22 protein-coding genes and 4 tRNA genes are annotated in these 24,679 nt (G+C 67.6%); 19 read left to right on the top strand and 7 right to left on the bottom strand.

Going from position 1 to position 24,679, the window contains the following annotated elements:
* The first annotated feature begins 186 nt into the window (after positions 1 to 186).
* Genes PWF70_RS13475 through PWF70_RS13465 form a run of 3 tightly spaced genes read left to right on the top strand, consistent with a single transcriptional unit; the run spans position 187 to position 1,639 of the window.
* Entirely contained in the window at positions 187 to 1,023 is an 837-nt protein-coding gene (locus tag PWF70_RS13475) for a phage major capsid protein (protein WP_286352636.1), read from the top strand.
* Positions 1,020 to 1,334: a hypothetical protein gene (locus tag PWF70_RS13470; protein ID WP_024497268.1), complete on the top strand. Its 315-nt coding sequence runs from the start codon at positions 1,020 to 1,022 to the stop codon at positions 1,332 to 1,334. The genes PWF70_RS13475 and PWF70_RS13470 overlap by 4 nt, the downstream gene beginning before the upstream one ends.
* Complete coding sequence (locus tag PWF70_RS13465; protein ID WP_096274462.1) at positions 1,331 to 1,639, top strand: hypothetical protein; 309 nt, start codon at positions 1,331 to 1,333, stop codon at positions 1,637 to 1,639. Before PWF70_RS13470 ends, PWF70_RS13465 begins: the two co-directional genes overlap by 4 nt.
* 109 nt (positions 1,640 to 1,748) lie before the next feature.
* Here PWF70_RS13465 and PWF70_RS13460 read toward each other — a convergent pair whose 3' ends face one another.
* From PWF70_RS13460 to PWF70_RS13445, 4 genes are all read right to left on the bottom strand, one after another.
* A complete protein-coding gene (locus tag PWF70_RS13460; RefSeq protein ID WP_286352635.1) occupies positions 1,749 to 1,913 on the bottom strand; it encodes a hypothetical protein in 165 nt (54 codons plus the stop codon).
* 102 nt (positions 1,914 to 2,015) lie between these two features.
* A tRNA-Val gene (locus PWF70_RS13455) sits at positions 2,016 to 2,090 on the bottom strand.
* Between the two features lie 24 nt (positions 2,091 to 2,114).
* Positions 2,115 to 2,188: transfer RNA gene (locus PWF70_RS13450), tRNA-Cys, on the bottom strand.
* Between the two features lie 23 nt (positions 2,189 to 2,211).
* Positions 2,212 to 2,284: transfer RNA gene (locus PWF70_RS13445), tRNA-Gly, on the bottom strand.
* A gap of 253 nt (positions 2,285 to 2,537) precedes the next feature.
* Here PWF70_RS13445 and PWF70_RS13440 point away from each other — a divergent pair.
* Positions 2,538 to 2,609 (top strand) — tRNA-Val (locus PWF70_RS13440).
* Positions 2,610 to 2,743: 134 nt separating this feature from the next.
* The gene (locus PWF70_RS13435) at positions 2,744 to 4,111 is read left to right on the top strand and encodes a glycosyltransferase 87 family protein (RefSeq protein ID WP_230461797.1); all 1,368 of its coding nucleotides are present in this window, start codon (positions 2,744 to 2,746) and stop codon (positions 4,109 to 4,111) included.
* Here the strand turns inward: PWF70_RS13435 and adhE are convergent.
* The 3 genes from adhE to otsB all read right to left on the bottom strand — a co-directional run bounded on the left by adhE (position 4,095) and on the right by otsB (position 11,493).
* Positions 4,095 to 6,722: a bifunctional acetaldehyde-CoA/alcohol dehydrogenase gene (gene adhE, locus PWF70_RS13430; RefSeq protein WP_155225318.1), complete on the bottom strand. Its 2,628-nt coding sequence runs from the start codon at positions 6,720 to 6,722 to the stop codon at positions 4,095 to 4,097. The genes PWF70_RS13435 and adhE overlap by 17 nt on opposite strands.
* Positions 6,723 to 6,877: 155 nt before the next feature.
* Positions 6,878 to 7,807 (bottom strand): alpha/beta fold hydrolase, encoded by a 930-nt coding sequence (locus tag PWF70_RS13425; RefSeq protein ID WP_035751420.1) that lies wholly within the window; start codon positions 7,805 to 7,807, stop codon positions 6,878 to 6,880.
* A 35-nt stretch (positions 7,808 to 7,842) separates the two neighbouring features.
* On the bottom strand, positions 7,843 to 11,493 hold the full coding sequence (otsB, locus tag PWF70_RS13420; protein ID WP_035751422.1) for a trehalose-phosphatase: 3,651 nt from the start codon (positions 11,491 to 11,493) through the stop codon (positions 7,843 to 7,845).
* 93 nt (positions 11,494 to 11,586) lie between these two features.
* Between otsB and PWF70_RS13415 the strand changes: the two genes are divergently transcribed.
* From PWF70_RS13415 to pdxT, 14 genes are all read left to right on the top strand, one after another.
* Positions 11,587 to 12,009: a TIGR02611 family protein gene (locus tag PWF70_RS13415; protein ID WP_035751424.1), complete on the top strand. Its 423-nt coding sequence runs from the start codon at positions 11,587 to 11,589 to the stop codon at positions 12,007 to 12,009.
* Between the two features lie 139 nt (positions 12,010 to 12,148).
* On the top strand, positions 12,149 to 14,224 hold the full coding sequence (gene thrS, locus PWF70_RS13410; protein WP_035751426.1) for a threonine--tRNA ligase: 2,076 nt from the start codon (positions 12,149 to 12,151) through the stop codon (positions 14,222 to 14,224).
* A complete protein-coding gene (locus PWF70_RS13405) occupies positions 14,217 to 14,765 on the top strand; it encodes an ATP adenylyltransferase (protein ID WP_035751428.1) in 549 nt (182 codons plus the stop codon). The genes thrS and PWF70_RS13405 overlap by 8 nt, the downstream gene beginning before the upstream one ends.
* A gap of 18 nt (positions 14,766 to 14,783) precedes the next feature.
* Positions 14,784 to 15,470, top strand: coding sequence for a phosphatidylinositol phosphate synthase (gene pgsA / locus PWF70_RS13400; protein ID WP_035751430.1), 687 nt, complete (start codon positions 14,784 to 14,786; stop codon positions 15,468 to 15,470).
* A complete protein-coding gene (locus tag PWF70_RS13395) occupies positions 15,467 to 16,393 on the top strand; it encodes a phosphatidylinositol mannoside acyltransferase (RefSeq protein WP_035751432.1) in 927 nt (308 codons plus the stop codon). The genes pgsA and PWF70_RS13395 overlap by 4 nt, the downstream gene beginning before the upstream one ends.
* Positions 16,390 to 17,514: a glycosyltransferase family 4 protein gene (locus tag PWF70_RS13390; RefSeq protein ID WP_035751433.1), complete on the top strand. Its 1,125-nt coding sequence runs from the start codon at positions 16,390 to 16,392 to the stop codon at positions 17,512 to 17,514. The genes PWF70_RS13395 and PWF70_RS13390 overlap by 4 nt, the downstream gene beginning before the upstream one ends.
* Positions 17,514 to 18,002 carry a LemA family protein gene (locus PWF70_RS13385; RefSeq protein WP_035751435.1) on the top strand — a complete coding sequence of 163 codons (489 nt, stop codon included), beginning with the start codon at positions 17,514 to 17,516 and terminating at the stop codon, positions 18,000 to 18,002. Before PWF70_RS13390 ends, PWF70_RS13385 begins: the two co-directional genes overlap by 1 nt.
* Positions 18,003 to 18,115: 113 nt before the next feature.
* The gene (gene pdxS / locus PWF70_RS13380) at positions 18,116 to 19,027 is read left to right on the top strand and encodes a pyridoxal 5'-phosphate synthase lyase subunit PdxS (RefSeq protein ID WP_006436347.1); all 912 of its coding nucleotides are present in this window, start codon (positions 18,116 to 18,118) and stop codon (positions 19,025 to 19,027) included.
* 477 nt (positions 19,028 to 19,504) lie between these two features.
* Positions 19,505 to 20,431 (top strand): DUF4268 domain-containing protein, encoded by a 927-nt coding sequence (locus PWF70_RS13375; RefSeq protein WP_006356989.1) that lies wholly within the window; start codon positions 19,505 to 19,507, stop codon positions 20,429 to 20,431.
* A 313-nt stretch (positions 20,432 to 20,744) separates the two neighbouring features.
* Complete coding sequence (locus tag PWF70_RS13370) at positions 20,745 to 21,611, top strand: PP2C family protein-serine/threonine phosphatase (RefSeq protein WP_035751439.1); 867 nt, start codon at positions 20,745 to 20,747, stop codon at positions 21,609 to 21,611.
* A 13-nt stretch (positions 21,612 to 21,624) separates the two neighbouring features.
* Entirely contained in the window at positions 21,625 to 22,392 is a 768-nt protein-coding gene (locus tag PWF70_RS13365) for a hypothetical protein (protein ID WP_042375795.1), read from the top strand.
* Positions 22,393 to 22,551: 159 nt separating this feature from the next.
* Positions 22,552 to 23,031: a helix-turn-helix transcriptional regulator gene (locus PWF70_RS13360; protein ID WP_035751441.1), complete on the top strand. Its 480-nt coding sequence runs from the start codon at positions 22,552 to 22,554 to the stop codon at positions 23,029 to 23,031.
* A gap of 45 nt (positions 23,032 to 23,076) precedes the next feature.
* The gene (locus PWF70_RS13355; RefSeq protein WP_006356985.1) at positions 23,077 to 23,931 is read left to right on the top strand and encodes an acyl-CoA thioesterase; all 855 of its coding nucleotides are present in this window, start codon (positions 23,077 to 23,079) and stop codon (positions 23,929 to 23,931) included.
* A complete protein-coding gene (gene pdxT, locus PWF70_RS13350; RefSeq protein ID WP_042375796.1) occupies positions 23,928 to 24,548 on the top strand; it encodes a pyridoxal 5'-phosphate synthase glutaminase subunit PdxT in 621 nt (206 codons plus the stop codon). Before PWF70_RS13355 ends, pdxT begins: the two co-directional genes overlap by 4 nt.
* The last annotated feature ends 131 nt before the right edge of the window (positions 24,549 to 24,679 follow it).

Here is a 24,679-nt window from a genome sequence, read left to right as displayed (position 1 = left end):
CAGGAAATGGTGGCCCAAGGCGGCGCCCGCGCAGCAATGATCCTCGCGCGTCCGTCAAGGACTAACGACAACCGTTGTCATCTGGCCTGCATCCTGTCATCATGGGTGCAGGCCAGATGCCTGTCTAAGAGACGTTGCGAGCCGGGCGCTCGACGTGAATCCCCAACACTCACGTAGGAGCCCCATATGGCCACCCAGACCACCGCCACCCTGTCCACGTTGCAGCAGACGCAAATTCAGCAGCTACTCGTCCAGCCCCTCGAGAGCGAGTCCGTGTTCCTCGCCTCCGGCCCGAAGGTCATCGACACCAACGGCCCGATCCGCATCCCGCGTATCGCCTCCGGCCTGACCGTCGGATTCGTCGCCGAGGGTGCTGCGATCCCCGAAAGCTCGGTCGGCCTCGACGAAGTGTCGATGCTGCCCTCGACGCTCAAGAGCCTCAAGGTCATCAGCCGAGTCACCTCCGAGGTGCTCCGCTCGTCGGCCCAGGCTCTCGACGCAATCCTCAAGCAGCGCTTGGTAACTGATACCGCCAAGGCGCTCGACGTCGCCCTGTTCACCGGCACCGGTACCTCCAACACCATCCGCGGTCTGCTCAATCAGAGCGGCGTCGCGACCGGCACCCTCGATGCCGACGAGCCTGACAGCCTGCTCGACGGCATCGGCATCGCCCGCGCCAACGAGGTCAAGCCCAACCGCTGGTTCCTCAGCCCCGCCGACTACCTGTCGATCCGCAAGGTCAAGGACGCCGACGGTCGCTACATCCTGCAGCCTGACCTCACCCAGGCCGGCCAAGAGGTGCTGTTCGGTGTCCCGGTGACCGTGACCGCTCAGATGCCCACCGGCAAGGCAGCACTGGCCGATATGAGCATGGTGGCCATCGCCCGCGACATGAGCCCGAGCGTCACCGTCGACAGCTCCCGCTACTTCGACACCGACGAAGTCGCGTTGCGGGTCGTCGCCCGCTACGACCTGGCACTGCTGCAGCCCAAGGCCGTCACCATCCTCACCGCCACGCCGTGATCGAGTCCTCTCAGGTGGTGGCCCTGCTCGGCCGCGACGGCGACACCGAACTCGCCGCCGTGGCCGAACGGGCGCTACCGATCGTCACCGCCCAGGTGCGCGCCTACACCCGCGGTCGTGGATTCTCTGGTGACCAGCCGGCGCCCGACGTCGAGACGGTCATCCTCACCTCGACCGCACGCCTGGCCGCCAACCCCGAGAACCTGCGCGCCGAGAAGATCGGCGACTACGAGGTACAGCGGCAGGTCATCGACGGGTGGACGTTGCCCGAGCTGGCGATCCTCGGCCGCTACCGCAGGCGTGCCCGATGATCCCGAAACGACTGCTCCCCCAGCGGCTGACCTACCGGCCGATCGTCGGTCGGGGCAGTTTCGGACCGATCTACGACGACCCGGTCACCATTCCGGCGCGGGTGCAATTCACCGCCAAGGCCGTCCGCAACGCCAACGGTGAGGACCTCGTCGCCGCCGCGACGATCTACGTACAACCCGGCGAGAACCTGCCCGACGTCGGCGACATCGTCACGTTGCCTGACGGCAGCGTCCGGCCGATCATCGCCCGCTCAGATCAGGTGGGCGCCCGAACTGTCGAGGTGGTGTCCCTCGACGTGTCCTGAATGGTGGACAGGACACACAGAACGACCCCGGTTCTCCTCTGGGCATGGTGGAGAACCGGGGTCGTTTCGCTGGGTCGGAATTGAACTCCGCCCCTTCGCGTCCGACCACCTACACCAAGCGCAGCACCGGCGCCGCGGTTGCCTGATGCAGAGCGTTGATGTTCTCCAGCATCACCGTCAGCGCGGCAATCTGCTCGGTGGACAGGTGACGCTCGTCGAACTCGTCCAGCGCCTTGCAGCAGCGGTCTATCCATGCAGTTCTGTCTGGTATCACGTCGGGCCTCTCGATATAGGGGGAGTGGCCAACCGTAATTGCACGCTAGTCGCACGAAACAAGAAAGCCCCGGCGTAAACCGGGGCTGACCTGCACTAACAATGGTGCGCGATACAAGGATTGAACTTGTGACCTCTTCCGTGTCAGGGAAGCGCTCTCCCACTGAGCTAATCGCGCGGGACTGTGTTGAGTTGTGATGCGTGGAGGTGGCGACGGGAATCGAACCCGTGTACACGGCTTTGCAGGCCGTTGCCTCACCACTCGGCCACACCACCAGATGCGAGGTCGACTCGCGCCGAGCGGATGACGGGATTCGAACCCGCGACCCTCACCTTGGCAAGGTGATGCGCTACCAGCTGCGCTACATCCGCATGCCCACGAGCGATCTTGTGGATCTTGCTGCTCGCGGTGCGAAGAGAAACTTACGCGATCGATTCCGGACTTTACAAATCGGCAGGTCAGACGCTTGACGAACGGCGAATTCCCAGCGTGTGATTCCCGGTGGCTGCCGAATCGGACGTCTGTGACGTGGCGCACGTCCGTGATTTGGGAACTCTGCGCAAGCCGTGTAATCTTCTGGCTCGTGCGCAGGCGCCCCTGTCACAGACATCAGGCGCCCGACACGGTCCCGTGGCTCAGTGGAAGAGCGTCCCGTTCACACCGGGAAGGTCGCTGGTTCGATCCCAGCCGGGACCACAGAGAAAAGCCCCGCCGAGTCTCGGCGGGGCTTTTTGCGTGCTGGGTGCTGTTTCGACGCGAATCGGCAACGACTCGCGCACCGTCGGCGTTTCTCGTGATCTGGATCACAGCTCGGGCGTAGTCTCGCCCGCGTGTCCGCAGCACCGACCGTCCACTCCCGTTCCATCCCGACGTGGGCGATCGTGCTGGCGGGGATCGCGGCTCTCGGCGTGATCGCCTGGCACATCAGCGCTTTCCCGATCACCAATCCGTTCTACGGGCTGTTCGAGAACGCGACCGATGTCCGCGTCTACCGTGCCGGCGCCGACGCCGTGCTCGACTCGCGCCCCCTCTACGACGCCCCGGTCCTGTGGCGCCTGCACTTCACGTATCCGCCGTTCGCGGCGATCGCCTTCGTGCCGCTCGCCGTGCTGGGTGCCGGGTTCGCCGACATCATCTGGTGGGCAACCGGTTTCGCCGCACTCGTCGCGGTGGTGGCGCTGGGCACGCGCAGCCTGGGCTACCGGTTGGGTGCCCGCCTCATCGTGTTCGCCGCCCTGTTCTCGATCGCGGTCACCGCGCTCGAACCCGTGCGGACCACCATCTGGCTCGGCCAGGTCAATCTCGTCGTGATGGCGCTTGTCCTCACCGACCTGGTCTTCCTGCGCGTCGATTCGCGGTGGCGGGGGATCGCGCTCGGGATCGCCGCCGGACTCAAGCTGATGCCGCTGTTCGCGGTTTTCTATCTGGTCGTCACGCGGCAGTGGCGTGCGGCGGCCACCGCGATCGCCACCTTCGGCGCCACGGTCGCGATCGGATTCCTCGTCATCGGGTCGGATGCCCGGACGTACTGGACTCGTCACCTGTTCGAGTCCGCCCGCATCGGCCGTGCCGATTCGCCTGCCAACCAGTCGGTCCGCGGCTTCGGTTCGCAGATGCTGGCGCACCTCGACGTCCGGCGTTTCACCCATCCGGGACCGGGCGGGCCGGTGTTCGAGGCGCCGTCGTGGCTGTGGGTGCCCGCGGTACTGGTGGTCGCGGTAGTGGGCCTGTGGGCCGCGGTCGTCGCCCGGCGGATGTCGCAGCCGCTCCTGGCCGCGACGATCGTGGGGATGACGATGTGCGCGGTGTCGCCGTTCGCATGGGGGCACCACTGGGTGTGGTGCGTACCGCTGCTGCTGGTGACCCTCGATCTCGCCCTGCGGCATTGGTCGCGTCAGACCTGGTGGTACTGGCTCGCCCCGACCGGTGTCGTCGCGCTCACCTTCACCTGGTGGCGGCACTGGTGGGACAGCGGGACTTACCTGACTTCTGATCACGCGATCTCGCTGGGGCTGTTCATGATGCCGCGAAGTCCCGGCCTGGGCGTGGGCGGCCATGTACTGGCCGTGATCTACGCCGGTTGCTACCCGCTGCTGCTCGCCGTCACCGTGGTGGCGACTCTGGTCGGACACTCGGTCGCGCGGCGTCGTGCCGAGGCGCGGACGCCGGCACGAGATGACGTCATCGCGGTTGCGTAGCGGGATCGTCGGCGCCGAGCCCGCCCGTCTCGCCGAAATACCCGAGCCGGAGCAGGTCGGTGATCTCACTGATCAGCGGCATCCGCGGGTTGGTGCGGTTGCTCAGATCACCGAAGGCGGTCATCGCCAGCTGTGGCAGCGCGTCGAGGAACTCGGCTTCGGGCACGCCGATCTCGGCGAGTGTGCGTGGCATTCCCAACCTGCGCAGCAAATCGTCCACGCCCTGAAACAGCCGGCGCCGGCTCTCGGCCGGTTCGCGGCCGCCGAAGACGACCCGACCCAGTTGCGCATACTTGTCCGGCGCGACGTACGCCGAATAGCCCGGCGCGGGCATGAACTTGGTCGGCACGGAGGCGTTGTAGCGCAGAGTGTGCGGTAGGAACACACCGTTGACCCGACCGTGCGCGATATTGAACCTGGCGCCGACGGCATGGGCGAGAGCGTGATTGGTCCCCACGAACGCGTTCGAGAAGGCCAAACCCGCGAGAGTGGCCGCGTTGGCCATGTCGGTTCGGGCCGCGAGGTCGGCCGGATCGTCGTACGCACGGGGCAGCGCATCGAAGATCAGTCGGGCGGCCTGGACGCAGAACGCGTCGGTGTACGGGGAGGCGAAGATCGAGGCGACGGCTTCCAGCGCGTGGGTGAGCGCATCGATGCCGGTGTCGACGGTCAGCGTGCGCGGCATGGAAAGGGTCAGTGTCGGGTCCACGATCGCCATGTCCGGGACGAGCGAGTAATCGACGAGGGTCTCCTTGCGGCCCGCTACGGTCAGCACTGCGGCCGGCGACACCTCGGAACCGGTGCCGGCGGTGGTGGGAATCGCGACCAGTCGCAGTGTGTGCGGGTCCTGGGGGTACTCCGCGATCCGCTTGCGGGGATCGAGGAACGGCAGCGTCAACTCCGCAAGGTCGGTCTCGGGGTGCTCGTAGAAGAGCCGGATCGCCTTGGCGGCGTCGAGCACCGACCCGCCTCCGACGGCGATGAGCAGATCCGGCCGCTGACCTTGCAGCACCGCGACGCCCCGACGGATCGTCGCTTCATCCGGTTCCGGCTCGACCTCGGCGAAGACCCTGACGTGTTGGGCGCGCATGTGGGCACGCAGCTCGTCGACCACGCCGCGTTCTTCGCTCAGGACATCGGTGACGACCACGACATCCGTACACGGGACGTCGCGGAGATTGTCCAGTGCGCCGGCGTTGAAGAAGGTGTTCGCGGGCACGCGGAACCACTGGGACGGGGACCGTCGACGGGCCACGGTCTTGATGTTCAGCAACTGCAGGTAGTTCACGTTCTCGGTGGTGCTCGACCCGCCCCAGGTGCCGCAGCCCAGCGAGAAGGTGGGCGCGAGGTCGTTGTAGATCCCGCCCAGCGCCCCGACTGCGGTGGGTGCGTTGACGAGAATCCGCCCGGTGCGTACGGCGGCACTGAAGGCGTCGACGACCGACTCGTCGGCGGTATAGACGGCCGAGGTGTGGCCGAGGCCGCCGTGCTCGGTGACCAGGACCGCGGCGTCGATCCCGTGCTGCACGTCGCGGGCGCGGACGAGTCCGAGGACGGGCATCAGCTTCTCCTGCACCAGCGGGTGGATCGCGAGCTCGTCCAGATCCGACGGAAGTGGCGCCAGCAGCACCTTCACCGCGGGGTCGACGGTGAAACCGGCTCGGGCGGCCAACTCGGGAGCCTGCTGGCCGAGCGCGCCGAGGTTGACCTTGTCGCCGTCGCCGAAGGCGAAGTCGGCGATGGCCGTCGCCTGCTCGTCGGTGAGCAGGTGAGCGCCCATCCGACGGAACTCTGCAACCGTGGCGTCGTAGATCGCGTCGTCGACGATGCAGGTCTGTTCGGCGGGGCAGATGACGGAGGCATCGAAGGTCTTGGAGATCAGGATGTCGACGACGGCACCCTTGATGTCGGCGGTTCGGTGCAGGTAGATCGGTGCGTTGCCGGGTCCGACGCCGAGTCCTGGTTTGCCGGCTGCGTTGGCGAGTGCGACGATCTTCTGTCCGCCGGTGACCCAGATGAAGTCGACGAGCCGGTGCCGGAACAGGTAGTGGGTGACCTCATGGGCGGCGTCGGGAATCACCTGCAGGGCGCCGGGGGGCATGCCGGCCGCCTCGGCTGCCTCGCGCAGGATCGCCACCGTCCGTTCGCAGGAATGCGCCGCCACCGGTGAGGGGCGAAAGATGATGGCATTGCGGGTCTTTGCCGCGATGATCGCCTTGTACAGCACCGTCGACGTGGGATTGGTGACCGGGGTGATCGCGAGGACGACGCCGATCGGCTCGGCCACGCGCGCGACATCGCGTTCGGCGTCCTCCTCGATCACGCCCACCGACTTCTTGTCCTTGAGGTGGTCGTAGAGGAACTCCGTGGCGATGTAGTTCTTGACGACCTTGTCCTCGAAGACCCCGAAGCCGGTCTCCTCGATCGCCACCGCGGCGAGTTCGGCGGCGGCCCTCACCCCGGCCCGTGCCATGGCCGCGACGATCGCGTCGACCCGTTGCTGATCCAGCGTGCGGAACTCCGTCGCGGCGGCCGCGGCCCTCTCGACCGCGGCGTCGACATCGGTCAGATCGAGTGTTGGTGCTTCGGCGTTCTCGCGGATGGTCGACATTCGATATCACCTCGAACCGGTGTGTCGTCGCGCTTTCAGAAGATACGCGGCCGTGTTCGCGCACGTTACTCGCGACCGTGGGGACACGGGCCCCTTTGGGTCTTCCCCGGCACGATCTTCGACCCGGTGTGCGCCGGCAGTCGGGTTTGCCGGCATCAGTCGTCCGGGTTCTGAGCCAGGAAGTCCGCGAGTTCCCGACGCACCCGTTCGCTCTGACCGAGCAACAGGTGTCCACCGGAGTCGAGGCTGACCAGTCGCGCGCCGGGAATCCTCGACGCCGCCTCGGCGGCCGCTGAATATGACGTCAGTGGATCATCCACGGCGTGGACGATGAGCGTCGGGACGGCGATCTCCTCGAGTGGGTACGTGTTGATGTCGGGGTCGGCGACATATGCGTCGAAGACCGCACCCCGCCTGCGTAAGCCGATGGGGAAGATCGCGTTCGACAACTCCGTCAGGACGTGGCGCTGGGCGGGGGAGCGCGGGAAACCCCTGGGCACACCAAGTAGGCGGAAGAACGCCGGGCGGGCGAAGTACTTCAGCGACCACATCGCTGGATCGTTGTAGAACGATCGAGCCCATCGTGGCGGGATGCGTGTCGTCCGACTGCCCGGGAAACTGCCCGAGATGACGACCAGATGCCGGACCCGTCCGGGATGTCGAAGCGCGAACCGGACCGCGGCGCTCGTGCCGGCCGACAGCCCGACGGCGTCCACCTCGTGATACCCGAGGTGGTCGAGCAATTCCGCGAATGCATCCGCCTGGTCGGCGACCGAGGCACCGTCGGGCATCATCGATCCCAGGTAGCCGAAGCGCGACGGCGCGATGATCCGTCTGTCCGCCACCAGGTCGCGCATCGACAGCAGGCCGCCATCGCAGCCCTGAAAGATGCCGTGGCTCACGAGAAGTGGGTCTCCGGCGCCGCGTCCCGCGTAATCGATCGCACCGAACCGCGACTCGACCATGTGTCGGGGGGTCGACCCGATCCGTTTGCGAGCTGCGACCAGGTCGCGGACATAGGCGACACGGACGAGTCCGGCCACCGTCGCGACGACGGCGGCGACGACCAGGCGGAGTACGCGCACTCTCACCGGGGTTCGGCGACGGAGAGATCTCGATCTCATGAGAACTCGACCGTTTGTCCGGGGGCGAGTTGCACGAACGAGTCGCGACACTGGACATCGATAGGGTCGACGTCTCGTTGCTCGGAGGTCACCTCGACGCCGCTGCCGCTGACGGTCAGCTTCAGCCGGTGTCGCCGGTAGTAGATGCGAAACGACAGTGCGCCCAGCGATCGCGGCCACCGGGGATTGAGGATCAGCCGGTCATTGCGGAGTTCGAGGCCGGTGAAGCACCGCTGCAACAGGTCGATGCTGCCGCACATGGCCGCCAGGTGGATGCCCTCCGACGTCGTGCCACCCTGGATGTCGGTGATGTCGGCGTCGAGCACCTGCTCGAAGAACTTCACCGCGTGCTCGCGGTCGGCTCGGGCGAGGACCCACGAATGGACCACCGAACTCAGCGTCGAACCGTGCGAGGTCCGCGCCATGTAGTAGTCGATGGTGTGCGGAATCATTTCGGCCGGTAGCCCATAACCCAAGTCCTCCAACAGTTCCCGTAGCTCCTCCGCGGACAGCAGATAGAACAGCATGAGGACGTCGGCCTGCTTGGACACCTTGTACCGGGTCACATCGTCGTTCTCGGCCTCGAGGATGCGGTCGAGGCGTTGGATGCTCCCGTAGCGGGCGCGGTAGGCCTCCCAGTCCAGTTCTTCGAGCCGGTCGTAGCCTTCGAACTGGCTGATCGTCCCGTCGTGGAAGGGCACGAACATCCGGCGGGTGAGGGACCGCCACAGTTCGAGCTCGGGTTCCCGCAGCCCGAGGTCGACGAGCAGATTCACGCGGTCCCGCTGCGGGATCGTCGCGAGTGCGTCGAGGGCGCGACGGATCACCCACACCGCCATGACGTTGGTGTACGCGTTGTTGTCGATCCCGTCGTAGGGCGCGTCCGGATAGCCGGCATGGAACTCGTCGGGTCCGATGACCCCGCGGATCACGTAGCGGTCGCGGTCGGGGTCGTACTCCGCGAGGTCGGCCCAGAAGCGTGCGATCTCGACGAGCATCTCGGCGCCGGGCCCGATCAGGAAGTCGAGGTCGTGCGTGATCTGGAAGTACTGCCAGACGTTGTAGGCGATCGCCAGGCCGACGTGATGCTGACGCGCGCTCGGGTCCGGATTCCACCGGCCCGAACGCGGGTTGAGATGCAGCTTCTGGCTCTCCTCGCGGCCGTCGCTGCCGGATTGCCAGGGGTACATCGCGCCGCGGTGGCCGGCGTCGCGGGCGGCGATCCGGGCCTCGTCGAGCCGGCGGTAGCGGTAGCGGAGCAGCGCTTCGGCCAGGCGGGGGAGTCGGGGGGTGACCACCGGGAGGACATACATCTCGTCCCAGAAGATGTGTCCGCGGTAGGCCTCTCCGTGCAGTCCGCGTGCGGGGATCCCCACATCGGTGTCCACGGTGTTGTGCGAGACCACCTGCAACATGTGCAGCATGTGGAACCGGATCGCCCGCTGCGGGTCGGGTTGGTCCTCGAGGTCGATCCGGCACAGATCCCACAGCCGCACACAGGCACGAGCGTGGCCGGCGAGCAGGCCGTGAAACCGTCCGAGCCGCGTCAGACCGTCGGCGGCGGCCATTCCCGGCTCGGAGATGCCGCGGTCGCGGGAGGTGTAGAGCGTCACGACCTTCTCGACGACGACCTCCTCACCGGCGGTGACGTCGACGGTGAGGAGATGTCCGATCCGACCGTGGTCGGAGACGAGGTCGCGGTGCGCGGGCAACTGTTCGTTCCCGCGCCACACCGTGGTCCGGGCCGCCATCGCGATCTGGACCCGCGACTGGTTGGTCTGCACCCGCAGCAGCACGGAATCCGGTGTGGGTGCGCTGGTCTCGTGCGCGGTCAGGTGCCGGCCGGCGAGTTCTCGGTAGCGATCGACCCCCGTGTTGGCGACCTCCCCGTCGAGAACCGAGGAGAACTCCACCCGGCCCGACCAGTCCTCGGCGAGGACGCTCGTCTCCAGGGCGCACACATGGGGCCGGTCCATCGACACGAAACGACGCTGCCGGAGCTTGGTGGTGCGTCCGTGCGCATCGCGGAATCGGATGTCACGGATCAGAACCGCGCGGCGCAGGTCGAGAATCTGACGGAACGCCAGGATCTCGACCGCGTCGATGTCGAAGTTCTCGCCGTCGTCGATCCGGAAGGTCAGCGGCAGCCAGTTCGGGAGGTTGACCAGGCTCTCGTTCTCCACCATGCCGGCCGGGAGATCGTCGCTGAGCCGGTTGTAGACGCCGGCGGCGTAGGTGCCCGGATAGTGGATCGCGCCGGCCACCGACTCCGGCGCGGCGCCACGCGTCGCGAAACAGCCGTTCCCGACCGTGCACAGGGCTTCCCGGAGTTTCTCCGCGCCCGGGTCGTAGTGTTCGTAGATCAGCGACCAGGCGCTCGAGGGTTGGGCGGCCTGTGCGACCAGGTCGACGACCCGGCGCAGCAGCGCAGGGACGGCCGCGGGCGACTCGACGGCGAACTGCGCGGCCGTGCGACGGTCGCGGTTCTCGTCGGCGCACACCACCACGCCGAGCCCGTCGGTGGCCACCCGGTCGAACGCATCCTCGTCGGGCAGATCGTCGCCGAAGTAGATCGGGATCGACTCGTCGTCGGCCGCGCCGACCTGATGGAGTATCCAGTCCACCGCTCGGCCCTTGTCCCAGTCGACATCCGGACGCAGCTCGAGCACCTTGCGGCCGGGAAGCGCCCGCAATCCGTGCCGGACTCCGATCTCGCGGGCTCCCGCGACGATCTCGTCGGCCAGGTCGGGGGCCGCGTTGCGGTAGTGCACCGCGACGCTGAACTGTTTGGATTCCACCAGGACTCCGGCCGAGTCGGCGAACCGCTGCCGGAGATCGGCGGTCGCGGCGGTCACCTCCGAGGTGGACGCCCGCGCGACGTCGTTGACGCGATGCTCGCCGTCCGGGCCGACGAGTTCGAGTCCATGACACCCGGCGTACCAGAGACCGGGAATGCCGACGCGCTGCCGGATGTCGGGCAGATCGCGTCCGCTGATGATCGCCACCGGGCACAGTTCCGACAGCCGGCTCAGTGCCTCGCCCGCACCGTCGACGAGGGTCGCCGCCGCCGGGTCGTTGACGATCTCCGACAGCGTCCCGTCGAAATCGAGGAAGACCACGGGTCGGCGCGCGACCGCGATGGCGTTCAGATGCTCCAGGTAGGTGACGGCGTCCGGCATCGTGGCGATCCGCGCGCCGCCGAGACGCGTTTTGATGTCTGCGGGGTGCTCGAGGACGGCATCGGCACCGTGACGCCGGAGTTCGTCGGCCGATGCGGTGCCGTCGACGCCGATCACCAGGGCGAACGCGCCGCTTCGAGCCGCGGCCACGCCGGCCGTGGAGGACTCGACGGCAACACATCGTGCCGGTGACACCCCGAGGCTCCCGGCCACGTGCCGGAGGGCGCCGCGGTCGGGCGGGCCGACCAGGGCCGGCAGATCACCCATACCCGCGGTGTCGAGCAGGGCGGGCAGGTCGCGATGCGACGAGTGCACCCCGCACGCGATGCCGAACCCCCGCAGCCGGTGGACGAGTGCCCCGGTGGATCGGAGCAGTGCCGAGTCGGCCTCGAGATCAACCGAATCGAGACCGAAGACCACGCCGTCGTGCAGGCGTGCGTCGATAGTGACCGTTCGCATCGTCCCCATCTGCTCAGCATGAACGCGTGCCCGGGCGTACACGCCGGACTTCGGTAGCCTGGACCCGACTTTTGACATTGACGGGTCCGACGTAGGGGGAACATGGCGGAGTCGTGGTGGAAGCGCATGCGGGTCCGAGCGCGTCATCGCCGGTACGTAGTGCGTTCCGACCCGCGCTGGCATCGCATCTATCGCATCGGCGTCGCCGTCGTCGGCACGATCGTGCTGCTCTGCGGCATCGTCGCCATCCCGTACCCGGGCCCCGGCTGGCTCATCGTGTTCCTCGGCCTCGGGATTCTGGCGTCGGAGTTCGAGTGGGCCCATCGCCTGCTGAAGTTCGCGCGAGCGAAGTACGACGCCTGGATGGAGTGGATCGGCCGGCAGCACTGGTCGGTGCAATCCGTGTTCTGGATCGGCACCTTCGCCATCGTCGTGGGAACGCTCTGGCTCCTGGGAGCACTGCACACGGCGGCCGGATGGGTGAACCTCGACTACCAGTGGCTCGCCAGCCCCATCTTCTCCTGATCGCCCTTCCGGGCCGCGCCGCGCGCCGGGAGAGGAGGGGTACGGCCGGTCGGGATGACACGCGGATACCATCGGAGTCGCAAACGTCCGCCGACTCCACGCGAACTCAGCGTGTCCGAACCCATTCGAGGAGCGTCCCGTGCCCGACGACGTCCAGGTGACCAGCCCAGCCACGATCCGTGTGCCGGCTGGAACTACCGCGGGCACCGCACTCCGTGACCACGACCTGCCCAACAAGGGCCCCGAGGCGATCGTCGTCGTCCGCGACGCCGCCGGCGACCTTCGTGACCTGTCCTGGGCGCCCGCCGAGGACGCCGAGGTCGAGCCGGTGGCGGCCAACACCGAGGCCGGACGCAGCGTCATCCGGCATTCGTGCGCGCACGTGCTCGCGCAGGCGGTCCAGGATCTGTTCCCCGACGCCAAGCTGGGCATCGGACCGCCCATCAAGGACGGCTTCTACTACGACTTCGATGTCGCCGAACCCTTCACGCCTGAGGACATCAAGGCCCTCGAGAAGAAGATGAAGCAGATCATCAAGTCCGGTCAGCGTTTCTCGCGCCGCGTCTATGAATCCAAGGACGAGGCACGCGCCGAACTGGCGAACGAGCCGTTCAAGCTCGAACTGATCGACGACAAGGGTGCCGCCGACGACGCCGAGGTCATGGAGGTCGGCGGCGGAGAGCTGTCCGTCTACGACAACCTCAATCCGCGAACCGGTGAACGCATCTGGTGCGACCTGTGCCGCGGGCCGCATGTGCCGACCACCAAGTACATCGCCGCGTTCAAGTTGACCCGGTCGTCGGCCGCTTACTGGCGCGGTGACCAGGACAACGCCGACCTCCAGCGGGTGTACGGCACCGCATGGGAGTCCGCCGAGGCCCTCGACACCCATCTCGAGCTGCTCGCCGAGGCGGAGAAGCGCGACCACCGCAAGCTGGGCGCCGAACTCGACCTGTTCAGCTTCCCCGACGAGCTCGGCTCGGGCCTGCCGGTCTTCCATCCCAAGGGCGGCATCATCCGCAAGGAGATGGAGGACTACTCACGGGCACGGCACGTGGCCGCCGGGTACGAGTTCGTCAACACGCCGCACATCACCAAGGGACACCTCTACGAGGTCTCCGGTCACCTCGACTGGTACCGCGACGGGATGTTCCCGCCCATGCACGTCGACGCCGAGATCGACGAGAACGGCGAGGTGCGCAAGCCCGGCCAGGACTACTACCTGAAGCCGATGAACTGCCCGATGCACAATCTGATCTTCCGGGGCCGCGGACGTTCGTATCGTGAACTGCCGCTGCGCATGTTCGAGTTCGGGTCGGTCTACCGCTACGAGAAGTCCGGCGTGATCCACGGCCTCACCCGGGTGCGCGGCATGACGCAGGACGACGCGCACATCTACTGCACGCGCGAGCAGATGCGCGACGAGCTGACGTCGATCCTCAACTTCGTCCTCGGTCTCCTCAAGGACTACGGCCTGGACGACTTCTACCTCGAACTGTCGACCAAGGACCCGAAGAAGTTCGTCGGCTCCGACGAGGTGTGGGAAGAGGCGACCAACACGCTCGCCGAGGTCGCCGAGGCCTCGGGTCTCGACCTGGTGCCCGATCCGGGCGGCGCCGCGTTCTACGGCCCCAAGATCTCGGTGCAGGCCAAGGATGCGCTCGGCCGCACGTGGCAGATGTCGACCATCCAGCTCGACTTCAACCTGCCGGAGCGGTTCGAACTGGAGTACACCGGCCCGGACGGCACCAAACAGCGTCCGGTGATGATCCACCGCGCCCTGTTCGGCTCCATCGAGCGGTTCTTCGGTGTGCTCACCGAGCACTACGCGGGCGCCTTCCCGGCTTGGCTCTCGCCGGTCCAGGTCATGGGCATCCCGGTCGCCGACGCGTTCGCCGGTCACCTGCAGGGCGTCGTCGACGCGCTGCGTGCCGCGGGTGTCCGCGCCGAGGTCGACCACTCCGACGACCGCATGCAGAAGAAGATCCGCAACCACACCACCGGCAAGGTGCCGTTCATGCTGCTCGCCGGCGAACGCGATGTCGAGGCGCATGCGGTGAGCTTCCGGTTCCGCGACGGGTCCCAGATCAACGGTGTCCCGGTGGGTGCCGCGATCGCGGCGATCACCGACTGGGTGGGCGCCCGGCGCAACGAGTCGCCGACCAAGGAGCTCCTGGAGGCGAAGCTCGGCACCGTGGGGGCCGTCGATGGCTGAGGCACCGGGCGAGATCCGCGACGAGGGCGTCGGCGTCGGTGGTCGTCTGGAGCGGCTGTGGAGTCCGCACCGGATGACCTACATCGCCGACCCGCAGCCGGCGGCCAAGACCGGGCACCCCTTCCTCGACATCCCGACGATGTCGGACGAGGACGGGCTGATCGTCGCACGCGGCGAGTCGGTGTATGCGGTGCTCAACCTGTACCCGTACAACCCCGGGCACACGATGGTGGTCCCGTACCGCCAGGTCGCCGACCTCGAGGATCTGACGCCCGCCGAGTCGGCCGAGCTGATGACCTTCACGCAGCGGACGATCCGCACGATCAAGGCGGTCTCCAACCCGAACGCCTTCAACGTGGGACTCAACCTGGGCTATGCCGCGGGCGGGTCGCTCTCCGAGCACCTGCACCAGCACATCGTGCCCCGCTGGATGGGCGACGCGAACTTCATCACGATCGTCGGCGAGACCAAGGTGATGCCGCAGTTGCTGCGCGACACCCGGGGACTGCTCGCCGAGGCGTGGCAGCGTCTCGATGACTGAGGGGGGAGGAGCTCGCGGATGCTGAGCATTCTGGGTCGGGCGTCGGTCTCCAAGGTGACGTTGCCGATGGGGCGGGCGCTGCTGCGTACCGGGCTCACGCCGGACATCATGACCGTGATCGGGACCGTGGCGACCGTGGCGGCCGCGCTCACGCTGTTCCCGATGGGCTACCTGTTCGCGGGCACCCTGGTGATCTGGCTGTTCGTCATGTTCGACATGCTCGACGGTGCGATGGCCCGTGCCCGCGGCGGCGGAACCCGCTTCGGGGCCGTCCTCGACGCCACGTGCGACCGCATCGCCGACGGCGCGATCTTCGCCGGCCTCGTGTGGTGGTGCACCATCACCGAACCCCACCGCCTGCTCCTGGTCGCGACCCTCATCTGCCTGGTCACCTCGCAGGTGATCTCGTACGCGAAGGCCCGCGCCGAGGCCAGCGGCCTCTACGGCGACGGCGGTCTCATCGAGCGCCCCGACCGCCTGATCATCGTGCTCGTCGGTACCGGCCTCACCGGTCTCGGCCTGCCCTGGGCGGTACACGTGGCGATGTGGCTGCTCGCCGTCGGCAGCGTGATCACCGTGGGCCAGCGCATGTGGTCGATCTCCAACTCGCCGGGTGCGCGGGATCTGATCCCGCTCCAGGCGGAAACCGAAGCCGCCGATCCCGACGCGGACGGCCCGACGACCCCGCCCACCGGGTCACGATGACCGGCATCGCCGCACTCGCCGCCGACCTGGGGTACCGGGCCGGCTGGGCCGCGGTCCGTTACGCACCGGAACGCGCCGCCCGCACCGTGTTCGACCGCGCCGGTGGGTTCGCGGGACGCCGCAACGGCGGTCCGGATCAGTTGCGCCGCAACCTGGCCCGCGTGATCGGGGTCGCCGACCCCGCCGACGTGCCCGACGAACTGGTCGCGGATGCGGTGCGTTCCTACGCTCGGTACTGGTGCGAGGCCTTCCGGCTGCCCGCTCTGGACCGTGCCACCGTGGCGTCGACGGGGAACCTGCCCGACGCCGATCACGCCCGGCTCGACGCCGCGGTCTCGCGCGGCAAGGGTGTGGTGCTGGCCCTGCCGCACACCGGCAACTGGGACATGGCCGGCGTCTGGCTCGTCCAGCACTACGGGAAGTTCGCGACGGTCGCCGAACGGCTCGAACCGGAGTCGCTGTTCAACCGGTTCGTGGAGTACCGGGAGTCGCTGGGCTTCGAGATCTTCCCGCTCAGCGGTGGTGAACAGCCCCCGTTCGGAGTGCTCGCCGACCGCCTGCGGGCCGGCGGCATCGTCTGCCTGCTGGGGGAGCGCGACCTCGCGCGCCACGGCGTCCCGGTCACCTTCTTCGGGGAGCGCACCCGGATGCCGGCCGGATCGGCGAGGCTGGCGATCGAGACCGGCGCAGCCCTGTTCCCGGCCCACCACTGGTTCGAGGAGGCGCCCTACTCGTCGATGAGCGTCGGCGAGGAGATCGATGTCTCCGGCGGCGTGGAGACGGCCACCCAGGCGCTCGCCGACGCGTTCGCCGAGAACATCGCCGCACATCCTGCCGACTGGCACATGCTGCAACCGCTCTGGGAAGCCGACTGGACCGATCGGCAGAGGGCACGGATGAACGAAACCGGGGGAGCCGCATGAGAATCGGGATGATCTGCCCTTATTCGTTCGACGTCCCCGGCGGTGTGCAGGCGCACGTCACCGAACTCGCCCACGTCTTCATCGACCGCGGTCACGAGGTGAGCGTCCTCGCCCCGGCGTCGCGCCGCACCGAACTGCCCGAGTACGTGGTGCGCGTGGGCCCGTCGTTGGCCCTCCCGTACAACGGGTCGGTGTCGCGGGTGAACTTCAGTCCTAAAGGGTATCTGCGACTGCGTCGTTGGATCGCGGAGAACGGCTTCGACGTCCTGCACGTCCACGAACCCAACTCACCGTCGATCTCCATGCTCTCGCTGATGGTGGCCTCCGGACCAATCGTCACGACCTTCCACACGGCGACATCGAAGTCGTTGTGGCTCAGCGCTTTTCAGGGCATCCTGCGCCCGTATCACGAACGCATCGCCGGCAAGATCGCCGTCTCCGAACTCGCCCGGCGCTGGCAGATGGAGTCGCTGGGCTCCGATGCGGTGGAGATCCCCAACGGCATCAACGTCGCCGGCTTCGCCAACGCCGAACCGCTCGACGGCTACCCGCATCCCGGCCGCACGATCCTGTTCCTCGGCCGCTTCGATGAACCCCGCAAGGGCATCGACATCCTGATGCGCGCGCTGCCGTCCGTGGTGGAGAAGTTCCCGGACGTGCGCGTCCTGGTCGTCGGCGGCGGCAACCAGGCCGCGCTGCGCCGGCGCGCGGGAAGCCTCGCCGATCACCTCGTCTTCCTGGGGCAGGTCGACGACGCGACCAAGGCGCGCGCCCTGGCCTCCGCCGACGTCTACTGCGCCCCCAACCTCGGCGGCGAGAGCTTCGGCATCGTCCTCGTCGAGGCGATGGCCGCCGGTGCCGCGGTGATCGCCAGCTCGCTGAACGCCTTCCGGCGCGTCCTCGACGACGGCCGGGCGGGCAAGCTCGTCGACACCGGTTCCCCGGATCAGCTCGCGGCGGGCATCATCTCGCTGCTCTCCGACGACGAGGCGCGCGAGCAGCTGGTCGCCCGGGGACGTGTCCGCGCCGACAAGTACGACTGGTCCCGCGTGGCCGACCAGATCCTCCGCGTCTACGACACCGTGACCGTCGGTGCCGGACCGGTGGTGGTGTCCGACTGATGGCGACCTGGATCGTCCTCGGGGTCGTCGCGGTCCTGCTGGCCGCCGGCTGGGCCTATCACACCGCCAACCGCCTCGACCGCCTCAACGTGCGCGTCGACCTCGCCCGGCAGTCCCTCTACGCGAGTCTCGACCGACGGGCCGTCGTCGTGCGTGCCATCGCCGCGGAACTGCCGGGATCCGAGCTGGCCGCACTGGCGGACCGGGCGGAACGAGCAGCCCCCGAGGCTCGTGAGGACGCGGAGAACGCGCTGTCGTCGGCGCTGGCCCGCGCCGACGCCTCCGGACGGTCTCCGGCGCTGGTCATCGAGCTCGCCGACGCCGAGACACGGGTGATGATGGCCCGTCGGTTCTACAACGACGCGGTGCGCGACACCCGTGCCCTCGCCGAGCGACGACTGGTCCGGTGGTTGCGTCTGGGCGGCCGCGCGTCGCCGCCGACGTACTTCGAGATCATCGAGCGCGTCTCACCGGGCCGGGGCGAGTGATCCTGACACCAGGGCGTTCACCGGGCTGACCTAGACTGGTTCCACGCTGCCGCGGGGTCCGCTGAAGGGGGATCGGCTGCGGCACGCCGAGACAGCGACATGAGGAGAAATCAGTGAGTCACAACGGCGCGACCGTTCCCGAGGTCGGACAGGGCACTGCCCGTGTCAAGCGGGGAATGGCCGAGATGCTCAAGGGCGGCGTGATCATGGACGTGGTCACCCCCGAGCAGGCGAAGATCGCCGAGGACGCCGGCGCGGTGGCCGTGATGGCTCTCGAGCGCGTGCCCGCCGACATCCGCGCCCAGGGCGGCGTCTCGCGGATGAGCGATCCGGACATGATCGACGGCATCATCTCCGCGGTGTCCATCCCCGTGATGGCCAAGGCGCGTATCGGGCACTTCGTCGAGGCGCAGATCCTGCAGAGCCTGGGCGTGGACTACGTCGACGAGTCCGAGGTGCTGACCCCGGCCGACTACTCCAACCACATCGACAAGTGGGCGTTCACCGTGCCGTTCGTCTGCGGTGCGACCAACCTGGGTGAGGCGCTGCGTCGGATCACCGAGGGTGCGGCGATGATCCGCTCCAAGGGCGAGGCCGGCACCGGTGACGTGTCCAACGCCACCACCCACATGCGCAAGATCCGCGACGAGATCCGTCGCCTGACGTCGCTGCCGAAGGATGAGTTGTACGTCGCGGCAAAGGAACTGCAGGCTCCCTACGACCTGGTGGTCGAGGTCGCCGAGGCCGGCAAGCTGCCGGTGACGCTGTTCACCGCCGGCGGTATCGCCACCCCGGCCGATGCGGCGATGATGATGCAGCTCGGCGCCGAGGGCGTCTTCGTGGGCTCGGGGATCTTCAAGTCCGGCAACCCGGCTCAGCGTGCGGCCGCGATCGTGCAGGCCACCACCTTCCACGACGACCCCGACGTGCTGGCCAAGGTCTCGCGCGGCCTGGGCGAGGCGATGGTCGGCATCAACGTCGACGACATCCCGCAGCCGCACCGCCTGGCCGAGCGCGGCTGGTAAACAAGGCATTCGCGGTCACGCCGTGAAAGTTTGCGGAGTGACCACCTAGGCGGGCGCCCCATGGCCGTGATCTTAGTTAGAAGCCGTTGTCGAAAACCTGACGGCTCACGGCATAGTGAGGCGCCCGCCGGATGCCAGCGTCGACCTCAGCCCTCGCGCATGGTTGGCAGTGTGACAGTCGAGTCGTCGGACGACATGAATCCGTTCTAGCTCTTGCCCGGGTCGACGGTCGCGCCTTCTCATTGGAGAACGCTACCCCACATCCGATTTCGCGTGACGCAAAGTTGTTCTTTCGTGGTTTGCCGCGTGCGCCGGCCGCTCGCCGATAGGATTTGCCTTGGCGCAATCAGGCTGTGATGTGGCGTCGATGTCCCTCCGGGTAGACAGGCGACGTAAAGGTCGCCGCCGACACCGGGAGCGGCGCGATCATGCATGGGAGCGTCAAGAGTCGCCCGACGCGGAAGGACAAAGTGACGCATGACTGTTCTCGGCCGACTCGAGCAGGTGCCCCTACGTGAGGTCTGGAGACATGAAGCGTCTGACTTCACGCAGTGGCTTGCGCTGCCGGAGAACATTGATCAGCTTGCCGAGGTGATCCTCGGCGGCGGCTCGCTGACGGTGACAGACACCGAGGTGAATGTCGGCTCGTACAAGGCCGACATCCTTGCGGTGGACTCCGAGGACCGCGTCGTCGTCATCGAGAATCAGCTCGAGCAGACCGACCACGACCACCTGGGGAAGATTCTCACCTACGGTGCTGGGAAGCAGGCCGAGGTGCTCGTCTGGATCGTCAAGGACGCCCGGGAGGAACACGAGAACGCCGTCAACTGGCTCAACGAGCACACTGATGACATGATCCACCTCTTCCTGATCCAGATCGAGGCGTGGCGGATTGGGAGTTCTGCTGCCGCTCCGCGATTCAACATCATTGCCAAGCCCAATGACTGGCTCAAGGCGGTGAAGCAGAGTACTGCGTCGGGTTCCGTGAGTGACCTCAAGCTGCAGCAACAAGCATTCTTCGAGGAGGTCCGCGAGCTTGGCAACGAGAGTGCCCCGCACGTGAAGAGCTGGGCGCGGCCCCAGCCTCAGCACTGGTACGAGGTCCGTGTCGGCTCGGGCAAGGGGCAGATCTTGATTACGGTGAACTCGCAGAAGTCGTACGTTGGGGTCGAGTTCTATGTGAACGCCAAGGACACCTACTACGATCTCGAGCATCACAAGCCCGAGATCGAGGAGGCCGTCGGCGTGGCTCTTGATTGGCAGGAGTTGCCGACGAAAGCCGCCAGTCGGATCCAGATCACGCGGGCCGGCGACTTCCGCGACGGCGAGATCCGCGCGGCGCTGCGTGAGTGGGCAGTGCAGACCACTGACTCATTCGCCCGCGTTTTTCCGCGATTTCTCTAAACCAGAGGCGGCCACTGCTTCCGTGGGAGGCTTCGTGTCTACGCGAGCCGCACGACCGAGCGTCAACTTAGGGGGTAGACGTGCGCGCGCCTCAACTAAACGTGTCTAGCAGCTCGTCGATCTACTCCATTTACTTGCCGATTACCGGGCTGACGCCTCGGACGGTTAGCGGATACGTTCAGGACGCCGCACCGCCTGGCGGAGCGCGGCTGGTGACCCCCGCCGCCGGAGCGCCCCCGTTCAACACGCCGGAGACCGAACAGTCGACATGCGTAGCGAGCCGGGGGTGTTCCGGCGGTAGGATCTGCTGATCATGGATGCGGCGACCATCGTTCGGGATGCCTCGGTCTCGGGCACACACATCGTGGGTGAATTGCGGCTCGAGTGGTCGGCGGCGTGCAACGTCGGCCGGGTCCGCGAGACCAACGAGGATGCCGCCCTGGCACTGCCGGGCATGTATCTCATCGCCGACGGCATGGGCGGTCACGACAGCGGCGAACTCGCCAGCGAGGCCGCACTGCTCACGCTCTCCGAGGCGACGAGCGCCGGTGAATTGAACGCCACCAAGGTGCAGCTCGACGACCTGCTGGTCGCGGCACAGCGCCGCATCGGCGAGATCGACACCGAGACCGACCGTCGGGCGGGCACCACCGCCACCGGTGCTGTGCTGGTCACCCACGAACAGAGCCCGCACTGGCTGGTCCTCAACATCGGCGACTCGCGCACCTACCGGTACCAGAACGGTTCGCTGCAGCAGCTGACCACCGACCACTCACAGGTCCAGGAATTCATCGACGCGGGCTTCCTGACGCCGGAGCAGGCGCGAACCGATCCGCGGCGCAACGTCATCACCCGTGCCCTCGGTGCCGGGATGGTCGATCCCGTCCCGGATTTCTTCAACACCCCGGCCTTCCCGGGCGATGTCCTGCTCCTCTGTACCGACGGGCTCACCGGTGAGCTGCCCGACGAGGAGATCGGCGACATCCTCGCCAACGCGTCGACCTCCGACGAAGCGGCCGAACGTCTCGTCGATGCGGCGCTCGCACTCGGCGCCCACGACAACGTCACCGTCATCGTGGTGACCGTGCACGAGTCGGTTCCGACCCTGACGATGCCTGCTCTCGACGGCGCCGCCGAGGGAAAGTCCACCGACGAGGCGACGGTCTCAGACCCCAACTGATGGAGGTGATCTGGTGAACACAGGTCACGATCCCTCGGTCTACGACCCCTCGGACGCCGCCGACACCGGGCTCGACGGTGCGACCTACGTCGAGTACTGCGGCGAACGAACCGCGCTCGACGCCGACCGGCGTTTCTTCATCGGCCGTGAGGCCGATCTGTCGATCGACGACAACCCGTATCTCCACCGCCGATTCCTGGTGGTGCACAACGAGAACGGGCTGTGGTGGCTCACCAACCTGGGCACCCACCTGTCGGCGAGCGTGTCGGCCGGTGATGTCGGCTTCTCGGCCACCCTCGGTCCGGGGGCCCGCATGCCGCTGGTGTTCGGCGAGACCACCATCGTGTTCACCGCCGGCCCCACCACCTACGAGCTGAGTGTGTTCGCCCGTGCGCCGCAGGTGAAGTCGGTGACCCGCCCGGAGTTCAGCGGCGGCCACACCACTCAGGGCGTGCCGACCCTGACCGAGAGCCAGAAGCTGCTCATCGTCGTACTGGCGGAGGAGATCCTGCGCCGCGAGGGGACCGGCGCCTCGTCGATCCCGTCCTCGGCCCAGGCCGCCCGACGCCTCGGCTGGCCGCTGACCAAGTTCAACCGCAAGCTCGACAACGTCTGCGACAAGCTCGATCAGCTCGGCGTCAGCGGGATGCGCGGCGGCGGTGGCAAACTCGCGAGCAACCGCCGCACCAAGCTCGTCGAGTACGCGGTGTCCTCGCGCATCGTGACCCGAGAGGACCTCCCGCTGATCGACGCGGAGGCCGCGCGGAACGCCGCAGGCTGACCGGGTCCTCTGACCTGCGGTTATGGCATGGGTAGTTCTCCCCATGCGGTGGGGAGTTCTCCCCATCGACCGGGGCGCGAAACGCCTATAATCTTCAACTCATCGCCGGCGAAGACCCGGCACAGACCATCCGGTTCGATGAGTGAAGAGGAAGCACACATGACTGCGATCGCCCACCAGGCCCCCCAGCACCTGCGCCAGATCAACGCTCGACGCGACGCCGAGGCGCAGGCCCGTCGCCAGGAGGCACTGGCCCGTCTCGCGGCCCGCCGGATGCCGCTCCCCGGACAGGTCTCCCGTCAGAACCAGCCCGGCCTCGGTCTCCGCGCCGGGCACCCGCACCTGCACCGCGTCGCCTCGCCGATGCCGGCGTCCGAAACCGCGGTGACCACCGAGGCGTCCACCGGTCGCGCCAAGCCCAATCTCACCTCCCGCGAGGTCGAGGTGCTGCGGACCTGGATGCTCGTCGACTCCAAGCCCGCCGTCGCCCAGGAGCTCTACATCTCCCTCGGCACGGTCAACACCCACCTGACCCGCATCCGCGCCAAGTACGCCGAGATCGGTCGCCCGGCCCCCACCAAGGCCTCGCTCGTGGCCCGCGCCATCCAGGACGGGATCATGACGCTCGACGAGCTGTAGAGGCTGACATCGGGATGGGTTGCCCGGTGCGGGATACTGGTCGGCGTGGCAGCCATCGAGGACATACTCCAGGTCGAGCAGATCGAGACCGACATCTACCGGGGTGGTGCTTTCCCCAGCCACCTCCAGCGCACCTTCGGCGGCCAGGTCGCCGGTCAGGCGCTGATGTCGGCGACGCGAACGGTCGACGCCGACCATTACGTCCACTCGCTGCACGGATACTTCCTGCGACCCGGCGATCCCGACATCCCGGCGGTGTTCCTCGTCGACCGGATCCGCGACGGGCGGTCCTTCGTCACCCGGCGGGTCACCGGGATCCAGCGTGGTGAGGCGATCTTCACGATGTCGGCGTCGTTCCACGTCCGGACCGACCAGGGCTACGAGCACCAGGACCGCATGCCGCCGGTGCCGGACCCCGAGGAACTCACCGACCGCCTCGACGAGCTGGGCGAGGAAGAGCGCGCGGTGTTCAAGGAATGGCGTAACTTCGACCTCCGCATCGTGCCGCCCGAGAAGATGGTCACCTCCCCGTATCTCGCTGCGCAGCAACGGGTCTGGTTCCGGTATCGGCACCAGCTGCCCGACGACACGGTGTTCCACGTGGGCACGCTCGCCTACATGAGCGACATGACCCTGCTCGGGTCGTCGCGCGTGCCGCACCCCGAGTCCAACCCGCAGGTCGCCTCCCTCGACCACGCGATGTGGTTCATGCGCCCGTTCCGCGCCGACGACTGGCTGCTCTATGACCAGACGTCGCCGTCCGCGGACGGCGGACGTGCCCTGACGCAGGGCCGGATCTTCGACCGGCAGGGACGCATGGTCGCGGCGGTCACGCAGGAGGGGCTCGCCCGCACCGGACGCCAGATGCCCGAGGACCAGCACGCCCGGACCGATCGGTGAGCGCCGGATCGCGACCGCGGATCGGGGTTCTCGCACTCCAGGGTGACGTGCGCGAACACGTCCACGCCCTCGAGGCCAGCGGCGCCGACGCACTGCCCATCCGCAGGCGGTCCGAGCTCGACGAGATCGACGGCATCGTCATCCCCGGCGGGGAGTCGACGACGATGAGCAAGCTGCTGGGCATCTTCGATCTCTTCGACCCGCTCGCCGAGCGACTCTCGGACGGGCTGCCCGCTTACGGCTCCTGCGCGGGCATGATCATGCTCGCCTCCACGATCCTCGACACCCGTCCCGACGCGCGCCACCTCGACGCGCTCGACATCACGGTGCGGCGCAACGCCTTCGGCCGTCAGGTGGAGAGTTTCGAGACCGATCTCGACTTCGTCGGCATCACCGATCGAGCCGGTGCGCAGCCGATGCGGGCGGTCTTCATCCGGGCGCCCTGGGTCGAATCGATCTCACCCGACGTGGAGGTCCTCGCCCGGGTTCCGGAGGGGCCGGCCGAGGGTCGGATCGTCGCCGTACGTCAGGGAAATGTGCTCGCGACGTCGTTCCATCCGGAGGTCACCGGCGACGGACGCGTACATGAATACTTCGTGCAGATGGTGCGTCGGTAAGATCGTGCCGAACCAGCGACAGTGCAAGCGCCTGCGGCAGCAGTCGGCAGGCTTGAGGATCGTCGGATGCGGGGCCACGGGCCCGGCATGCGTTCCGCGGGTGACCACCCGCTGCGCACCGGCACCGGGAA

Origin of the sequence: Gordonia sp. Swx-4, assembly GCF_030316175.1 — a bacterium.
GTDB classification, from domain to species: domain Bacteria; phylum Actinomycetota; class Actinomycetes; order Mycobacteriales; family Mycobacteriaceae; genus Gordonia; species Gordonia alkanivorans.
This window is presented reverse-complemented; position numbering and strand designations above follow the sequence as displayed.

Excerpts from the sequence above, each read along its gene's own strand:
- PWF70_RS13385 (WP_035751435.1), top strand. The coding sequence starts at position 17,514 with ATGGCGACCTGGATCGTCCTCGGGGTCGTCGCGGTCCTGCTGGCCGCC.
- PWF70_RS13475 (WP_286352636.1), top strand. The coding sequence starts at position 187 with ATGGCCACCCAGACCACCGCCACCCTGTCCACGTTGCAGCAGACGCAA.
- PWF70_RS13370 (WP_035751439.1), top strand. The coding sequence starts at position 20,745 with ATGGATGCGGCGACCATCGTTCGGGATGCCTCGGTCTCGGGCACACAC.
- otsB (WP_035751422.1), bottom strand. The coding sequence starts at position 11,493 with ATGGGGACGATGCGAACGGTCACTATCGACGCACGCCTGCACGACGGC.
- adhE (WP_155225318.1), bottom strand. The coding sequence starts at position 6,722 with ATGTCGACCATCCGCGAGAACGCCGAAGCACCAACACTCGATCTGACC.
- PWF70_RS13360 (WP_035751441.1), top strand. The coding sequence starts at position 22,552 with ATGACTGCGATCGCCCACCAGGCCCCCCAGCACCTGCGCCAGATCAAC.
- PWF70_RS13405 (WP_035751428.1), top strand. The coding sequence starts at position 14,217 with ATGGCTGAGGCACCGGGCGAGATCCGCGACGAGGGCGTCGGCGTCGGT.
- PWF70_RS13465 (WP_096274462.1), top strand. The coding sequence starts at position 1,331 with ATGATCCCGAAACGACTGCTCCCCCAGCGGCTGACCTACCGGCCGATC.
- PWF70_RS13395 (WP_035751432.1), top strand. The coding sequence starts at position 15,467 with ATGACCGGCATCGCCGCACTCGCCGCCGACCTGGGGTACCGGGCCGGC.
- PWF70_RS13375 (WP_006356989.1), top strand. The coding sequence starts at position 19,505 with ATGACTGTTCTCGGCCGACTCGAGCAGGTGCCCCTACGTGAGGTCTGG.
- PWF70_RS13390 (WP_035751433.1), top strand. The coding sequence starts at position 16,390 with ATGAGAATCGGGATGATCTGCCCTTATTCGTTCGACGTCCCCGGCGGT.
- PWF70_RS13415 (WP_035751424.1), top strand. The coding sequence starts at position 11,587 with ATGGCGGAGTCGTGGTGGAAGCGCATGCGGGTCCGAGCGCGTCATCGC.
- pgsA (WP_035751430.1), top strand. The coding sequence starts at position 14,784 with ATGCTGAGCATTCTGGGTCGGGCGTCGGTCTCCAAGGTGACGTTGCCG.